14 protein-coding genes are annotated in these 14,783 nt (G+C 67.8%); 8 read left to right on the forward strand and 6 right to left on the reverse strand.

Going from position 1 to position 14,783, the window contains the following annotated elements; genetic code table 11:
• Nucleotides 1-16: 16 nt before the first annotated feature.
• The gene (locus ACF3M1_RS14190; RefSeq protein WP_394001706.1) at nt 17-943 is read right to left on the reverse strand and encodes an NAD-dependent epimerase/dehydratase family protein; all 927 of its coding nucleotides are present in this window, start codon (nt 941-943) and stop codon (nt 17-19) included.
• Between the two features lie 106 nt (nt 944-1,049).
• Between ACF3M1_RS14190 and ACF3M1_RS14195 the strand changes: the two genes are divergently transcribed.
• Genes ACF3M1_RS14195 through ACF3M1_RS14220 form a run of 6 tightly spaced genes read left to right on the forward strand, consistent with a single transcriptional unit; the run spans nt 1,050 to nt 6,840 of the window.
• Entirely contained in the window at nt 1,050-3,827 is a 2,778-nt protein-coding gene (locus ACF3M1_RS14195) for a monovalent cation/H+ antiporter subunit A (RefSeq protein WP_394001708.1), read from the forward strand.
• A complete protein-coding gene (locus ACF3M1_RS14200; protein ID WP_394001710.1) occupies nt 3,827-4,192 on the forward strand; it encodes a Na+/H+ antiporter subunit C in 366 nt (121 codons plus the stop codon). The genes ACF3M1_RS14195 and ACF3M1_RS14200 overlap by 1 nt, the downstream gene beginning before the upstream one ends.
• On the forward strand, nt 4,189-5,718 hold the full coding sequence (locus tag ACF3M1_RS14205) for a monovalent cation/H+ antiporter subunit D (RefSeq protein ID WP_394001711.1): 1,530 nt from the start codon (nt 4,189-4,191) through the stop codon (nt 5,716-5,718). The genes ACF3M1_RS14200 and ACF3M1_RS14205 overlap by 4 nt, the downstream gene beginning before the upstream one ends.
• Entirely contained in the window at nt 5,715-6,203 is a 489-nt protein-coding gene (locus ACF3M1_RS14210; protein ID WP_394001712.1) for a Na+/H+ antiporter subunit E, read from the forward strand. The genes ACF3M1_RS14205 and ACF3M1_RS14210 overlap by 4 nt, the downstream gene beginning before the upstream one ends.
• Complete coding sequence (locus tag ACF3M1_RS14215) at nt 6,200-6,469, forward strand: K+/H+ antiporter subunit F (RefSeq protein ID WP_310152095.1); 270 nt, start codon at nt 6,200-6,202, stop codon at nt 6,467-6,469. Before ACF3M1_RS14210 ends, ACF3M1_RS14215 begins: the two co-directional genes overlap by 4 nt.
• Entirely contained in the window at nt 6,466-6,840 is a 375-nt protein-coding gene (locus ACF3M1_RS14220; RefSeq protein ID WP_394001714.1) for a Na+/H+ antiporter subunit G, read from the forward strand. Before ACF3M1_RS14215 ends, ACF3M1_RS14220 begins: the two co-directional genes overlap by 4 nt.
• A gap of 103 nt (nt 6,841-6,943) precedes the next feature.
• On the opposite strand, the gene ACF3M1_RS14225 is transcribed toward ACF3M1_RS14220, so the two are convergent.
• On the reverse strand, nt 6,944-7,588 hold the full coding sequence (locus ACF3M1_RS14225) for a hypothetical protein (protein ID WP_394001716.1): 645 nt from the start codon (nt 7,586-7,588) through the stop codon (nt 6,944-6,946).
• A 154-nt stretch (nt 7,589-7,742) separates the two neighbouring features.
• On the reverse strand, nt 7,743-9,044 hold the full coding sequence (hmgA, locus tag ACF3M1_RS14230) for a homogentisate 1,2-dioxygenase (protein WP_394001718.1): 1,302 nt from the start codon (nt 9,042-9,044) through the stop codon (nt 7,743-7,745).
• Nucleotides 9,045-9,125: 81 nt separating this feature from the next.
• Between hmgA and ACF3M1_RS14235 the strand changes: the two genes are divergently transcribed.
• On the forward strand, nt 9,126-9,491 hold the full coding sequence (locus ACF3M1_RS14235; RefSeq protein ID WP_394001720.1) for a DUF5362 family protein: 366 nt from the start codon (nt 9,126-9,128) through the stop codon (nt 9,489-9,491).
• An 81-nt stretch (nt 9,492-9,572) separates the two neighbouring features.
• Here the strand turns inward: ACF3M1_RS14235 and hppD are convergent, their stop codons facing one another.
• On the reverse strand, nt 9,573-10,682 hold the full coding sequence (hppD, locus tag ACF3M1_RS14240; protein ID WP_394001722.1) for a 4-hydroxyphenylpyruvate dioxygenase: 1,110 nt from the start codon (nt 10,680-10,682) through the stop codon (nt 9,573-9,575).
• 95 nt (nt 10,683-10,777) lie between these two features.
• Here hppD and ACF3M1_RS14245 point away from each other — a divergent pair, with 95 nt between their 5' ends.
• A complete protein-coding gene (locus ACF3M1_RS14245) occupies nt 10,778-11,281 on the forward strand; it encodes a MarR family winged helix-turn-helix transcriptional regulator (RefSeq protein WP_394001724.1) in 504 nt (167 codons plus the stop codon).
• A gap of 85 nt (nt 11,282-11,366) precedes the next feature.
• On the opposite strand, the gene ACF3M1_RS14250 is transcribed toward ACF3M1_RS14245, so the two are convergent.
• Both ACF3M1_RS14250 and ACF3M1_RS14255 read right to left on the reverse strand, forming a co-directional pair.
• A complete protein-coding gene (locus tag ACF3M1_RS14250; RefSeq protein WP_394005286.1) occupies nt 11,367-12,944 on the reverse strand; it encodes a peptide MFS transporter in 1,578 nt (525 codons plus the stop codon).
• A gap of 159 nt (nt 12,945-13,103) precedes the next feature.
• Nucleotides 13,104-14,678 (reverse strand): AbgT family transporter, encoded by a 1,575-nt coding sequence (locus tag ACF3M1_RS14255; RefSeq protein WP_394001726.1) that lies wholly within the window; start codon nt 14,676-14,678, stop codon nt 13,104-13,106.
• Nucleotides 14,679-14,783 lie beyond the last annotated feature (105 nt).

Raw genomic sequence — 14,783 nt, forward strand, 5'->3', positions numbered from 1 at the left:
TCCCGCCCTCGCCGCGTTACGCGGCCGGGAACATCGCCGCCTCGGGCCGGAACGGCCGCGGCGCATAGCCGAATGCGGCGTGCGCCGCGCCGGCATCGAACACCAGATCCTCGCGCATCCGCGCCACCGCCCCCGGCGGCAGGCCCTGCAGGCGCCCGGTGGCATGCGCGGCGCGCAGCGCGATCGCGAACAGCGGCCCGGGAACGGTGAGCAGGCGCGGCGCCGGCGTCAGCACCGCCAGCGTACGCGCGACCATCTCGCGATACGGCAGCGTCTCGCCCCCCGGCAGTGCGAACGCCTGGCCGATCGCGGCCGGCGCGTCCAGCGCGGCAAAGGCCGCGCGTCCGAGATCCTCGGCGTGCACCGGCTGGCGCCGGCCGAGGGCATCCCCGGGCAGCACGAAGACACCACTTCGCCGTGCCAGGGCGACGATGCGGCCCAGGTTGCGGTCGCTGCCCGCGCCATAGATCAGCGTCGGCCGCAGCAGCGTCGCCCCTGCCCCGCGCTGGTGCGCAGTGGAGAACAGACGCTCCCCCGCCTCGCGCAGGCGGCCGGCGAGCGCACGTTCACCGGCATCGGCGGCCTCGGCCTTGGTGGCGTCACTGGTGGAGCCGAAGGCGACGACGCGCGGGCACTCGACGGTCGCGGACGCATACCAGTGCGCGAAGTGGTCCAGCGGACCGCAACTGACGATCGCATCGACCCGGACCGGCAGCGACGGCAATTCCGGGAACCCGCCGGTGTGCCAGCGCAGCCCGGGGCCGTCCGGGCGGGCGGTCCGCGACACTGCATCGACCGTCCATCCGTCTCCCAGCAGGCAATCGAGCAGCGCGCGCCCCATTGCGCCACTCGCGCCGAACACCAGCGCCCGGCGCGTCACGGACGCTGGGCCCGGGCCATGCGCGGGCGGGGTCGGAAGGGGGGTGGCAAGTCCATGGGACATAGCATATCGGGCGGCGTCGACGAACCGACGACGCGATTCAGGTAAACTGCCCGGCCCTTGCGTGACCCGCCGGCTACCTGGCCGACCTGCCTCCACAAGGAGCCCGATGCTCGAACTTCTGTTGGCCCTGCCCTTCGTGCTGGCCCTGGTCATTGCGCTCTCGCGCAACGCCTCCCGCCGCAGCATTGCCGTGCTCGCCGGTCTTGCCCCCCTGCTCGGACTGGGCATCCTGGCGCTGCTGGCAGGCAGCGTCTTCGATGGCGAAATCGCACGTGCGAGCTATGCCTGGATTCCCGAGGCGGGGCTGGATTTCAGCCTGCGCGTCGACGGCCTGGCCTGGACATTCGGCCTACTGGTGCTCGGCATCGGCGGCCTCGTGGTGTTGTACGGCCACTATTACCTGTCGGCGAAGGACAGCCCGCGGCGGTTCTTCACCTATCTGATGCTCTTCATGGGCGCGATGGTCGGCATGGTCACCGCCGGCAACCTGTTGCTGCTCGCGATCTTCTGGGAGCTGACCTCGATCAGCTCGTTCCTGCTGATCGGCTTCTGGTCGCATCGCCAGGACGCCCGCCAGGGCGCGCGCATGGCGCTGACGATCACGGGCATGGGCGGTCTGGCGCTGCTCGGCGGCGTGCTGCTGATCGGCCGCATCGTCGGCAGCTACGATCTCGACGTGGTGCTGGCCTCCGGCGACCTGATCCGCGGCAGCCATCTGTATCCGTGGGCGCTGGCGCTGGTGCTGCTGGGCATCTTCACCAAGAGCGCGCAGTTCCCGTTCCACTTCTGGCTGCCGCACGCGATGGCCGCGCCGACGCCGGTGTCGGCCTATCTGCATTCGGCGACGATGGTGAAGGCCGGCGTGTTCCTGCTGGCGCGCCTGCATCCGGCGCTTGCGGGCACGGACCTGTTCTTCTACGTGGTCACGAGCGTCGGCGCGACGACGCTGCTGGTCGGCGCCTGGTTCGCGATCTTCCAGCACGACCTCAAGGGCCTGCTGGCGTACTCGACGATCTCCCACCTCGGCCTGATCACATTGCTGTTCGGCATCTCGACCGAGATGGCGGTGGTGGCGGGCCTGTTCCACATCCTCAACCACGCGACGTTCAAGGCCTCGCTGTTCATGGCCGCGGGCATCATCGACCACGAATGCGGCACGCGCGACATGCGCCGGCTGGGCAACCTCAGACGCTACATGCCGATGACCAGCCTGCTGGCGATCGTCGCGTCGCTGGCGATGGCCGGCATCCCGCTGCTCAACGGCTTCCTGTCGAAGGAGATGTTCTTCGCCGAGGCGCTGGAGATCGGTGGCCACGGCACGATGCGGATCATCATCAGCATCGCCGCGCTGCTGGCCGGCATCTTCGGCATCGCCTACAGCCTGCGCTTCGTGCACGACACGTTCTTCGGCAACGGCCCGCGCGCGCTCGACGTGGTGCCGCACGAGCCGCCGCGCTGGATGCGCATTCCGGTCGGCGTGCTGGCGGTCCTGTGCGTGATCGTCGGCATGATCCCGGCGCTGACCATCGGGCCGCTGCTGCATACGATGGTCCGCGGCACGCTGGGCGATGCCGCGCCGGAATTCAGCCTGTCGGTCTGGCACGGCTTCAACCTGCCACTGATGATGAGCATCGCCAGCCTGGTGTTCGGCTTGGCGCTGTATTTCGGCCTGCGCCGGCTGCTGGATTTCCACGCGGTGGTCACCCGCTCGATCGGCCGCAACGCCTTCCACGTCAACGTCGAGGCGCTGTTCGCGCTGGCCCGCCGGTTCACCGCGCGCGTCGCCAACGGCAGCCTGCAGCGCAGCCTGTTTCTGATGATCCTGGTCGGCGTGGTGCTGACCGGCGTGCCGATGCTGGGCCGCACCCTGCCCCTGCTCACGGGCCTGGGTACGCCGCAGCCGTTGCCGGTGATCGGCTGGGTGCTGTGGGGCCTGCTGATCGCCGCGACCGTCGGCACCGTGGTCGTTCATGCAAAGCGTCTGACGGCGCTGATCGTCATCGGTGCGGTCGGCCTGGCGGTCAGCCTGGTGTTCGTCTATCTCTCGGCACCGGATCTGGCCCTGACCCAGCTGCTGGTCGAGATGGTGACCATCGCGCTGATGATGATGGCGCTGAACTACCTGCCCAAGCAGTCCAAGGTCTCGCATCGGCCGCTGCGCCGGGTGCGTGATCTCGCGCTCGCGGTCGTCGCGGGCGGCGGTCTGGCGGTGCTGGCCTACGCGATGATGATGTCGCCGGCCGACACGATCTCCAGCGAGCTGCTGGTGCGTGCGCTGCCCGAGGCCTACGGCCGCAACGTGGTCAACGTGACCCTGGTCGACTTCCGCGGCTTCGATACCTTCGGCGAGATCGTCGTGTTCGGCGTCGCTGCGCTGGTGGTGCACGCCCTGCTGCGCTGGTCGCGCCTGAAGCCGGACGAGATCATGCCCGGCCCGCCGGTCCAGCTGCCCATCGCGACCGACCTGACCCAGCTGCTGTTCCCGCTGGCGCTGACCGTCTCGATCTACCTGTTCCTGCGCGGCCACAACGCACCGGGTGGCGGCTTCATCGCCGGCCTGGTGTTCGCGGTGCCGGTGCTGGTGATGTACGTGCTGCAGGGCGCGCGCGCGGTCGAGGCCACGTTCGGCTTCGATTACCTGCGCGGCATCGCGATCGGCCTGCTGCTGGCGGTGCTGGGCGGCGTGGGCTCGTGGTGGTTCGGCTTGCCGTACATGACCAGTGGCCACCTCGATCTGGAACTGCCGCTGATCGGCATGCTGCCGCTGGCCAGCGCGCTGGTCTTCGATACCGGCGTCTATTTCGTGGTGTTCTCCGGCACGCTGCTGATGCTCGCCACGCTGGGCACGGTCAAACATCGCCAGGCCCAGGAGGAGGCGCACTGATGGAATTCGCGATCGCCACCGCCATCGGCGTGCTGGCCGCGTCGGGTCTGTACCTGATGCTGCGTGCACGCACCTTCGATGTGATCCTCGGCCTGACGCTGTTGTCGTATGCGACCAACCTGATGATCTTCGCCGCCGGCCGCCCGGTCGTCGGCAAGCCGCCGGTGCTGCGCGACGGCGTCGAGCACACGCTTGCCAACTACGCCGACCCGCTGCCCCAGGCGCTGGTGCTGACCGCCATCGTGATCGCGTTCGCGATGACCGCGGTCGCGGTCGTGATCGCGATGCGCGAGCACGCCGACCTGCACACCGACCACGTCGACGGTGAGGAACCCGACGAGCAGCAGCAGGGAGGCGCGCGATGAACCATCTGCCCGTGCTTCCCGTACTGGTGCCCATCGTCACCGGTGCGCTGCTCTTGCTGCTCGAGCGCCGCCATCGCACCTCGGTGCTGCGCACCTGGGCCTGGATCGGCATGCTCGCGCTGCTCGCGGTCAGCGTGGCCCTGCTGGTCCAGGTGCAGCGCGAAGACATGCTGGTCTATCTGCTCGGCGACTGGCCGGCGCGCCTCGGCATCACGCTGGTGGCCGACCGCCTGTCGACACTGATGGTGCTGACCACGACACTGCTGGCGATTCCCTGCCTGCTGTATGCGTGTGCGGGCTGGGACAAGCGTGCGCTGCATTTCCATGCCCTCTTCCAGATGCAGCTGGCCGGTCTCAACGGTGCGTTCCTGACCGGCGACCTGTTCAACCTGTTCGTGTTCTTCGAAGTGATGCTGATCGCGTCCTACGGCCTGCTGCTCAGCGGCGCCCGCGGTGCACGGATCAAGGCCGGCATGCACTACGTGGTGTTCAACATCGCGGCGTCGGTGGTGTTCCTGCTGGCGCTCGGCCTGCTCTACGGCATGCTCGGCACGCTCAACATGACCGAGATGGCGGCGCGTATCGCGATCGCGCCACCCGAGCGGACGATGCTGATCCACGCCGCCGCCGGCCTGCTGTTGCTGGTGTTCTGCGCCAAGGCCGCGCTGCTGCCGCTGTACCTGTGGCTGCCCGAGGCCTACGCGCGCGCGCCCGCCGCGGTCGCCGCGCTGTTCACGGTGATGACCAAGGTCGGCCTCTACGCGATTCTGCGCGTCTACACGCTGATGTTCGGCGAGGCCGCTGGCCCGCTGGCGAACATCGCCTGGGACTGGCTGCTGCCCGCCGGCGCGGCCACCGTCGTCCTCGCCGCGCTCGGCGTGATCGGTGCGCCGCGGCTGCGCATCGGCGTGGCCTATCTGGTGCTGCTGTCGGCCGGCACGCTGTTCGTCGCGTTCTCGCTGGGCAATGCCGGTGCGATCTCGGCGGGGCTTTATTACCTGGCGCACAGTGTGTTCGTCAGTGCCGCGCTGTTCCTGCTGGCCGACATCATCCAGCGTCATCGCGGCAGCAACGGCGATTATCTGATGCCCATCGCGTCGATGCCGAACAAGACGCTGCCCGCCGCGTTGTTCCTGATCGCCGCGGTGTCGATCGCGGGCCTGCCGCCGCTGTCGGGCTTCATCGGCAAGCTGCAGCTGCTCAACTCGGTGCCCGAGGCCCAGATGGGCTGGATCTGGACGGTAATCCTGGGCAGCAGCCTGATGACGATCATCGGCCTGTCGCGCAGCGGCACGCGGCTGTTCTGGCGGGTCGATCCCGCGCCCGACACCACGCCCGGCCCGCCCTTGCGGCGTTCGGAAATCACCGCCACGGTGATCCTGCTGGGGTACGGCGTGGCGATGACGCTGTTCGCCGGCCCGGTGCTGCGCTACACCGACGCCGCGGCCGCGCAGCTGCTGGATGTGGACACCTACATCCAGGTGCTGCGTGACACCGCGCCGCTGATCCGGGAGCCCGCACGATGAAGCGCCGCATGCTGCCTTCGATCCCGCAGAGCCTGACGGTCTTCGCGTTCTGGCTGCTGATGGCCCAGGACGTGAGCGCGGGCAACGTCCTCCTCGCCCTGCTGCTGGCCTGGTTGATGCCGCTGCTGGCCGCGCGCCTGGAACGCGAGTTCGCGCGCCTGGGCCGGCTGCGCGGCGTCTTCCGCCTGATGGGCGTCGTGCTCCGTGACATCGTCGTCGCCAACGTCACGGTCGCGCGCCAGGTGCTGGGCCCGGAATCGCGCCTGAAATCGCAATTCGTCTGGGTGCCGCTGGACCTGACCAACATCCACGGCATTTCCGCGCTCGCCAGTGTCTGCACGCTGACGCCCGGCACCGTGTCGGCCGAGCTGTCCGAAGACCGGCGGTACCTGCTGCTGCATTGCCTGAGCGTCGATGATCCCGATGCGCTGGTGATGCAGATCAAGAGCCGGTACGAAGCGCCGTTGAGGGAGATCTTTCCATGATCGACATCGTCATCGTCGCCGGCATGCATCTGGTCGGCCTCGCCATGATCTTCGCGCTGTGGCGCCTGCTGCGCGGCCCCACCGCACCCGACCGCATCCTCGCGCTGGATACGCTGTACATCAGCGCCATCGCGCAGCTCATCCTGTTCGGCATGCTGCTCGACACCGAAGTGTACTTCGAGGCGGCGCTGATCATCGCGATGCTCGGCTTCGTCGGCACCGTGGTGCTGAGCAAGTACGTGATCCGGAGGGACATCGTCGAATGAGCACGCTCTTCGAGATCGTCGTCGTAACGCTGCTGGTGGTGGGCTGCTTCTTCACCCTGCTCGGCGGGGTGGCGATGGTGAAGCTGTCGGACTTCTTCCGTCGCCTGCACGGGCCGGCGAAGGCCAGCACGCTCGGCGTGGGTTGCATCCTGTTCGCGTCGATCGTCTACCACTGGGTCAACGGCAGCGGCGTGCATCCGCGCGAGCTGCTGATCACGGTGTTCCTGTTCCTGACCGCACCGATCAGCGCCCATCTGATGTCGCGCGCCGCGCTGTCGTTGATGGACGAGCGGCCGCCGCATCCCGATCGCACGCCCGATCCGGACGACGCCACGGTCGACCGCGACGACCCGGCACCGCCGGAACACTGAGCCGCGCCGCGAGGCACGGCGTCGACGCAGTTCGCCGCCTGGCCCGAAGCGCCCGGACGACGTCCATTGAACGCGTGGCGACCGTTGCGGTCGCCCGCTCCGCTCAGCCGCAGCCTTCGACGTAGTCCACCTGCGGCGGCGTGCCGACCCGCCATTCGGTGACCCGGCCCGCGGTATCGGTCTCGAACACCAGCGCATGGTCCCCGTCGCGCACGCGCAGGTAGTGCGCACCCTCCACGTACTTGTGCGGCATGGGTTCCACTCGGCCGGCATAGAGGCGCTCGATCTCGGCGCGGTCCATACCGACCTTGCCGCCGCCGGGTGCCGCATAGCCTTCGTTGCGCACGTCGATACGCGCGAAGCGGTCGCCCTCGATCATGAAGGCGATGTTGTAGCCGGCGGTGCCGAGCGGCTGCGGCGTGAGGTAGTAGCAGCCCCCGGGCTCGGACGGCTTCGCATCACCGAGGTCGTTGCCCCAGGCCATGCGGACCTGCTCCTGGTCGGTGCCGAACGCGGCCGGGCCGAAGCCCTCGAACGTGATCACGTCCTCGACCACGGACGGTCGGTTGCTGCCCGGCGCCGGCGGTGCGGCCTCGTCCGGCGCATCGAAGGGCGGCGGCGCGGCGGGATCACCGTCGAGCGCGGTGTCGGCCGGCGCGGTTGCCGGTTCCACGGGGTCGGACGGAGAGTTGCCGCACGCGGCCAGGGCCAGGGCGAGCACGGACACGCAGGCGATCGAACGCTTCATCGGACTGTTCCGCAGTGAGGTCCGCGGCAGACTCGGCGATGCCCCGTTAACGACGCGCGAACCCGCACCGCCCGGGACCTGCAAGATCGCGGACTGCCTCCGCCGGGGCCCGTGGCCCACCGTGCGCGACGGCCGGGGCCGCCGCGCGTTCCGCTCAGCGCGGCGGCGTGAAGCGGTGCTGCAGCCCCTGCCACACCGCCTGGTAATCGGTCTGCCGGTGGCCGGCATCCAGTGCCTGCAGGGTCGGCCGGATCACCGCGCGTGTTTCGAACATGAAGGCCATCGTGTCGCGGATGACGTCCGGCCGGGACAGATCGGCGGCGCTGGCCTTGTCGAACGTCGGCGCATCCGGACCGTGGCCGCTCATGCAGTTGTGCAGCGAACACGCACCCGGCGCGAAGCCGTCGGCCTTGGCGTCGTACTGGCCGTGGACCAGGCCCATGAACTCGCTGGCGATATTGCGGTGGAACCACGGCGGCCGGAACGTGTGCTGCGCGACCAGCCACCGCGGCGGGAAGATCGCGAAATCCATGTTCGCCGTGCCCGGCGATTCGCTCGGCGAGGTCAGCACGGTGAAGATCGACGGGTCGGGGTGGTCGAAGCTGATCGAGCCGATCGTGTTGAAACGACGCAGGTCGTACTTGTAGGGCGCGTAGTTGCCATGCCAGGCGACGACGTCCAGCGGCGAATGCCCGATCGGCGCCTGCCACAGATGCCCCTGGAACTTCGCGATCAGCGAGAAATCGCCGTCGATGTCCTCGTAGCGCGCCACGGGCGTCAGGAAGTCGCGCGGATTCGCCAGGCCGTTCGCGCCGATCGGGCCGAGATCGGGCAAGCGCAGCGCGCGGCCCTGGTTTTCGCACACGTAGCCGCGGCTCGGGCCATCAGGCAGTTCGACGCGGAAGCGGATGCCGCGCGGAATCACCGCGATCTCCTGCGGTTCGACCTCGAGCACGCCGAGTTCGGTCGCCAGCACCAGACGTCCCTGCTGCGGCACCAGCAACAGCTCGCCGTCGGCGCTGTAGAAGAACCGGTCGGTCATCGACGTGTTGGCCGCATAGACGTGGATCCCCACGCCCTCGTGCGCGCCGGCGCCGCCGGTGCCCGCGACCGAATACAGGCCGTCGATGAAATCCACCGGCGTCTCGGGAATCGGCAGCGGGCTCCAGCGCAACTGGTCGGGCGACACCGGGCCGCGGTCGAAGCCGTCATGGAAACGCGGCTGTTCGAACGGCACGAAGCCGCCGTGCATCACCGCCGGACGGATGCGGTAGAGCCAACTGCGCCGGTTCTCGCCACGCGGCGCGGTGAACGCGGTGCCCGACAGCTGCTCGGCATACAGACCGTGCGCGACCTGCTGCGGCGAGTTCTGGCCGACCGGCAAGGTGTCCGGCTCGGCCTCGGTCGCGAACTCGTTGCCGAAGCCGGACATGTACACCGGAGTGGATGGGGTCATGGCGCGTTCCTTTCAGACAGTGCAGCGTTTAACCTGCGTAGACCGCCGAAGGAAAGGCGGCATTCAAGGGGAAAACATGTGATGAACACGACGGATGACGCCGTGCGGGCGATCGTGCGCCCGCTGCTCGACGGCAAGCTGTGGATGAAATTGCTCGGTGTGATGCTGATGATCTCGGGTGCCCTGCAGGTGCTCAGCCTCATCGGCATCCTCTGGGCCTGGGTGCCGATCTGGCTGGGTGTGCTGCTGTTCCAGGCGGCCGGTGCTGCGGACGAAGCGGCGGCCACGGGCCGTCTCGAAGCGGCCGTCCGCGCCACCGACAAACTGCGCCTGTTCTTCATGATTCAAGGCATCCTGCTGCTGATCGCACTGATCATCTTCGGCGCGTTCTTCCTGCTCGGCGGCGCTGCGCTGCTGGCCGGTATGGCCGGTATGGCGAACGCCTGACCGTCAGTTCCGACTGCGCCGCCGGGCGCGTCACCGGGCCGGCTCAGGATAGATTCCGGAGCCGGCCTGCTTGCCCTCGCCTCAGAGCACGCCGCGCTTCATCTGGTCGCGTTCGATGCTCTCGAACAACGCCTGGAAGTTGCCTTCGCCGAAGCCTTCGTTGCCCTTGCGCTGGATGATCTCGAAGAAGATCGGGCCGAACGCGTTCTGGGTGAAGATCTGCAGCAGCTTGCGCTGCTTGGTTTCCGGATCGGCGTCGATGAGGATCTTGTTCTTCGCCAGACGCGCGATGTCCTCGCCGTGATCGGGGATGCGCTCCTCGATGATCTCGAAGTAGGTGTCGGGCGTGTCCAGGAAGGCGATGCCCCGATCGCGCATCTGCTCGATCGTCGTGTAGATGTCGTCGGTGAAGCAGGCGATGTGCTGGATGCCCTCGCCCTTGTAGGAATCGAGGTATTCGTTGATCTGCGACTTCGGATCATTCGACTCGTTGAGCGGAATGCGCACCACGCCGTCCGGCGCGGTCATCGCCTTCGACTTCAGGCCGGTCTTGGCGCCCTTGATGTCGAAGTAGCGGATCTCGCGGAAGTTGAACAGCTTCTCGTAGTAGTCCGACCACTTCTGCATGTTGCCGAAGTAGAGGTTGTGCGTGAGATGGTCGATGAAGGTCAGGCCGAACCCGGTCGGGTTCTGCTCGGCACCGTCGATCGCGACGTAGTCGTCGCCGTAGATCGAACCCGATGCGCCGTAGCGGTCCACCAGATACAGCATGCAGTCGCCGATACCCTTGACCACCGGTGCGGCGACGGCCTTGGTCGATTCGCGCGCGCCGATCGCTTCGCCCCCGTTCTCGAGCACCTTGCCGTAGACCGTGTCGGCCGGCTGGTTGAAGCGGATCGCGAATCCGCAGGCCGACGGGCCATGCGCCTGGGCGAACTCGGCGGCGAACGAATCCGGATCTTCATTGAGCAGGAAGTTCACCCCGCCCTGGCGGTACACGGTGATCGCCCGCGTCTTGTGCCTCAGCACCGCGGTGAACCCCATGTTGCGGAAGTAGGCATGCATGAAATCGGCCTTGTCCGCAGGCGCTGCGAACTCGACGAACTCGAAACCGTCGATGCCCATCGGATTCTCGAACGTGATCACGTCCATGCCGAGGTTGGGACCGGAATTCTGTGCTTGGGCGCTCATGGGATACTCCATCGCGATGGGGCCACGGCAGGGGACGCGGCTTCAGACCCTCCTTTATAGTTTCACGTGCAACCACTTGCAAGGCGCACTGCACCATGACGCAACCGGCTTCGACCGCGTCCGCCCACGCTGCCCCGACGGGCGCCGACCACACGGGCCACGACCATGCCGCCCTCGATCTCGACCAGTTCCTGCCGTATCGCCTGAGCGTGCTGACCAACCGCATCAGCCGCGGCCTGGCGGCGCTGTATTCCGAGCGCTTCGGCATCAGCGTGACCGAATGGCGGGTGATCGCGGTGCTGGGGCGCTACTCGGGCCTGTCGGCCAACAACGTCGCCGAGCGCACCGCGATGGACAAGGTCGCGGTGAGCCGGGCCGTGGCGCGGTTGCTGGAGCGCGACCTGCTGTTGCGCGAGATGCACGACAGCGACCGCCGCCGCTCGGTCCTCGAACTCAGCGAAGCCGGCTACGCGGTCTACGACGTCATCGTGCCGCTGGCGCTCGACTACCAGCGCAGCGTGCTGGCGCCGCTGGATGCGGACGAGCGAGCGCAGCTCGCATCGCTGATGGCCAAGCTCGAGGCACCGTTGAAGGATTGAGGGCTGCCGGCGGGACGCGTCCCGAGGATGGACGCAAAAAAACAGCGCCCGAAGGCGCTGTTTTCATAACCGCGACGCGCGTCCGTCAGGGACGGCGTTCTTCGTCGAGCTTGACCCCGGCCGCGACCGGCTCGCCGATCGCGTCCTGGCCGGCGAGCGAGGGCTCGTCGTCCCTGAGCGTGTCGAGGTGCATCAGACGACGGATCAGCGGCGCGACCAGCATCATCAGGACGCCCACGCCGACCGCCAGCCAGCCCACGTTCGAATAGACCTCGAGCACACGGCCCGGGCCCGCACCTTCGCCGCCCGTGGCGGCCGAGATCAGACCTGCAGCGAAGTTGCCGGTGGCCGATGCGAAGAACCAGGTGCCCATGATCAGGCTGGCCATGTGCGCCGGCGCCAGGCGGTTCATCGCCGACAGGCCCACTGGTGAGAGGCACAGCTCGCCGGTGGTGTGGATCAGGTAGATCAGGAAGATGAAGATCACCGGCGTCATCTCGCCCGGGCCCACGCTGTTCGCACCCCAGACCAGCAGCAGGAAGCCCAGGCCGACCTGGATCACAGCCAGCGCGAACTTCATCGGCGTCGACGGCTCCCAGCCGCGACGGCCCAGCCACAGCCACGCCATCGCGAACACCGGCGCGAGCAGGATGATGTAGATCGAGTTCAACGACTGGAACATCGACGCCGGCACTTCCCAGCCGAAGATCTCGCGGTCCACCGAGCGGTCGGTGAACAGGTTCAGCGATGCGCCGGCCTGTTCGAACAGCGCCCAGAACAGGATCGAGCCGATGATCAGGATCAGCGCCGCGAAGATGCGGTTGCGCGCCTCGCGCTCGAGCTTGAACACCGCCGTGTACAGCACGAAGCCCATCAGCAGCGCACCGGTGCCCATCAGCAGGCCGCCGACGAGCTTCTGGTACTGGATCAGGAACCAGACCACGCCGACCGCGAGCACGCCCAGCACATACAGCAGCCACTCGAAGCGGATGCCCATGACTGGCGCCGCCAGACGCTCGGGCACTTTCGATTCACCGCGCCCCATCAGCAGCGGCTTGCCGAGCACGAAGACCACGAGGCCGAGCAGCATGCCCACGCCGGCCGCACCGAAGCCGTAGGCCCAGCCGTAGGTCTGGCCCAGATAACCGGCGATCAACGAGCCCAGCGCGGCACCCAGATTGATGCCCATGTAGAAGATCGTGTACGCCGGGTCCCGACGGATGTCGGTGCGCGGATACAGCTGGCCGACCATCACCGAGATGTTGGCCTTGAGGAAGCCCGAGCCGACGATGATGAAGGCCAGCGCCAGCCAGAAGATGTTGATCTCGGCCGCGCTCTGCCCGCCGTCGCCCTCGAACGCCATCAGGAAGTGGCCGAAGGTCAGCAGCACCGCGCCGAACACCACCGCCTTGCGTTGTCCCAGGTAGCGGTCGGCCAGATAGCCGCCGACCACCGGCGCGATGTACACCAGCGCCGTGTAGGCGCCGTAGATCACCGAGGCCTCGGAATCCGAGTACATCCAGTGCTGCACGAGATAGAAGATCAGCAGCGCGCGCATGCCGTAGTAGGAGAACCGCTCCCACATCTCGGCGAAGAACAGCACGAACAGGCCACGCGGATGCCCGAGGATGGTCTTCTTTTCCTCGGCGGCGTACGGATTCATTGACACGTAGGGCGACTCCTGACGGTGATCGAAGCCCAGGGACCGGCGCGGGCGACGCGCTAACTTAGCGGCGCCCGATCCGCATGGAAAGTGACCTTTGCCACGCGCACCGGCCGCCGGGCACATGGCCCGGCGGCAGGGTCGACGCGCTCAGCGTATTCAGCCGGCGGGGTAAACGTAGCTCGCACCGACGCCCAGCGGAAGGCCCAGCGCCCAGAATCCGAGCAGGAAGGCCGACCACGTGACCAGCAGGGTGATCGAGAACGGCAGCATCAGCGCGAGCAGCGTGCCGATGCCGCTGCCCTTCACGTAGCGCTGGCAGAACACCACGATCAGCGGGAAGTACGGCAGCAGCGGTGTGATGATGTTGGTGCTGGAATCGCCGACGCGGTACGCGGCCTGGGTGAGATCCGGCGAGATTCCCAGCTGCATCAGCATCGGCACCATGATCGCGCCGATCAGCGCCCACTTGGCCGAGGCCGAGCCGACCAGCAGGTTGACGAAGCCCGACAGCAGCACGATGCCGACCAGGGTCACGCCGGTCGGCATGCCCAGCGCCTGCAGGCCGTTGGCGCCCTTGATCGCCAGCAGCGCGCCGAGGTTGCTCTGGCCGAAGGCGTAGATGAACTGCGCGGCGAAGAACGCCATGACGATGTAATAGCCCATGCCGCTCATCGCCTTGCTCATGCCGGCGATGATGTCGCGGTGCGATTTCACCGCGCCCGAGGCGTAGCCGTAGACGATGCCGGGCACGACGAACAGGATGAAGATCAACGGCACGATCGACTGCATCAGCGGTGCGTTCGCGACCAGAAGTTCGCCCGCCCCGCTGGGCGCATCGGCCGGCGCGCGCCAGGCCGAGCCGAACGGCACCGCGGTGACCACCAGCGCGACCACGCAGGCCAGCATCGCCAGCACCGCCAGGACCAGGCCGCGGCGCTCGGGTGCGGTCAGCGTCTGCATCGAGGGCATGTCGCTGGCGTCGCCGTCGACCGGCGTGCCGCGCAGGCGCGGCTCGATGATGCGGTCGGTCAGGAACCAGCCGACGAGCACGACCAGCGCGGTCGACGCGGTGGTGAAGTAGTAGTTGTTGAGCGGATTGACGATCACGGCCGGGTCGATCAGGTTGGCCGCTTCCTGGGTCAGGCCCGCCAGCAGCGGATCGAGACTCGAGGGAATGAAGGTGGCGGAAAAACCGCCCGAGACACCCGCGAACGCAGCCGCGATACCGGCCAGCGGATGGCGCCCGGCGGCGTAGAAAATCACCGCGCCCAGCGGGATCACCAGCACGTAGCCGGCATCGACCGCGACGTGGCTGAAGATGCCGACCGCGATCAGCATCGGCGTCAGCAGCATTTTCGGCGTCACCGACAGCACCGCGCGCAGCGCGGCGTTGATGAAGCCGGTGTGCTCGGCGACCCCCAGGCCCAGCATCGCCACCAGCACCACGCCCAGCGGCGCGAAGTTGACGAAGGTGCGGACCATGTCCGCCATGAAGGTCGTGAAGCTGGTGCCGGCCAGCAGGTTGCGGATCTGGATCGGATCGCCGCTGCGCGGATCGATCTCGGCGAAGTTCACGTTCGCCAGCAGCGCCGACACCACCCAGACCACCAGCATCAGGCCGAGGAACAGCACCGCGGGATCGGGCAGTTTGTTACCCACCCGTTCCACGGCATCGAGGAAGCGGGCGACGACACCGCGCGGCGCGGCGATCTCAGGACTGGGCTGGCTCATTCGGCTTGAATCCCCTGCTGGCTTGCGACGCCGCATCCTAGCAGCAGCCGATACGCCCTCGCCCCACGCGGGGCCACGGCCAGCGCGTGTGCCGCGACCGCACAG

Source organism: Luteimonas sp. WGS1318, from assembly GCF_043187535.1.
Lineage (GTDB): Bacteria > Pseudomonadota > Gammaproteobacteria > Xanthomonadales > Xanthomonadaceae > Luteimonas.

What these genes read in the sequence shown, in the direction of transcription:
- ACF3M1_RS14190 (WP_394001706.1), bottom strand. Translation starts at nt 943, where the DNA reads ATGTCCCATGGACTTGCCACCCCCCTTCCGACCCCGCCCGCGCATGGC.
- ACF3M1_RS14195 (WP_394001708.1), top strand. Translation starts at nt 1,050, where the DNA reads ATGCTCGAACTTCTGTTGGCCCTGCCCTTCGTGCTGGCCCTGGTCATT.
- ACF3M1_RS14200 (WP_394001710.1), top strand. Translation starts at nt 3,827, where the DNA reads ATGGAATTCGCGATCGCCACCGCCATCGGCGTGCTGGCCGCGTCGGGT.
- ACF3M1_RS14205 (WP_394001711.1), top strand. Translation starts at nt 4,189, where the DNA reads ATGAACCATCTGCCCGTGCTTCCCGTACTGGTGCCCATCGTCACCGGT.
- ACF3M1_RS14210 (WP_394001712.1), top strand. Translation starts at nt 5,715, where the DNA reads ATGAAGCGCCGCATGCTGCCTTCGATCCCGCAGAGCCTGACGGTCTTC.
- ACF3M1_RS14215 (WP_310152095.1), top strand. Translation starts at nt 6,200, where the DNA reads ATGATCGACATCGTCATCGTCGCCGGCATGCATCTGGTCGGCCTCGCC.
- ACF3M1_RS14220 (WP_394001714.1), top strand. Translation starts at nt 6,466, where the DNA reads ATGAGCACGCTCTTCGAGATCGTCGTCGTAACGCTGCTGGTGGTGGGC.
- ACF3M1_RS14225 (WP_394001716.1), bottom strand. Translation starts at nt 7,588, where the DNA reads ATGAAGCGTTCGATCGCCTGCGTGTCCGTGCTCGCCCTGGCCCTGGCC.
- hmgA (WP_394001718.1), bottom strand. Translation starts at nt 9,044, where the DNA reads ATGACCCCATCCACTCCGGTGTACATGTCCGGCTTCGGCAACGAGTTC.
- ACF3M1_RS14235 (WP_394001720.1), top strand. Translation starts at nt 9,126, where the DNA reads ATGAACACGACGGATGACGCCGTGCGGGCGATCGTGCGCCCGCTGCTC.
- hppD (WP_394001722.1), bottom strand. Translation starts at nt 10,682, where the DNA reads ATGAGCGCCCAAGCACAGAATTCCGGTCCCAACCTCGGCATGGACGTG.
- ACF3M1_RS14245 (WP_394001724.1), top strand. Translation starts at nt 10,778, where the DNA reads ATGACGCAACCGGCTTCGACCGCGTCCGCCCACGCTGCCCCGACGGGC.
- ACF3M1_RS14250 (WP_394005286.1), bottom strand. Translation starts at nt 12,944, where the DNA reads ATGAATCCGTACGCCGCCGAGGAAAAGAAGACCATCCTCGGGCATCCG.
- ACF3M1_RS14255 (WP_394001726.1), bottom strand. Translation starts at nt 14,678, where the DNA reads ATGAGCCAGCCCAGTCCTGAGATCGCCGCGCCGCGCGGTGTCGTCGCC.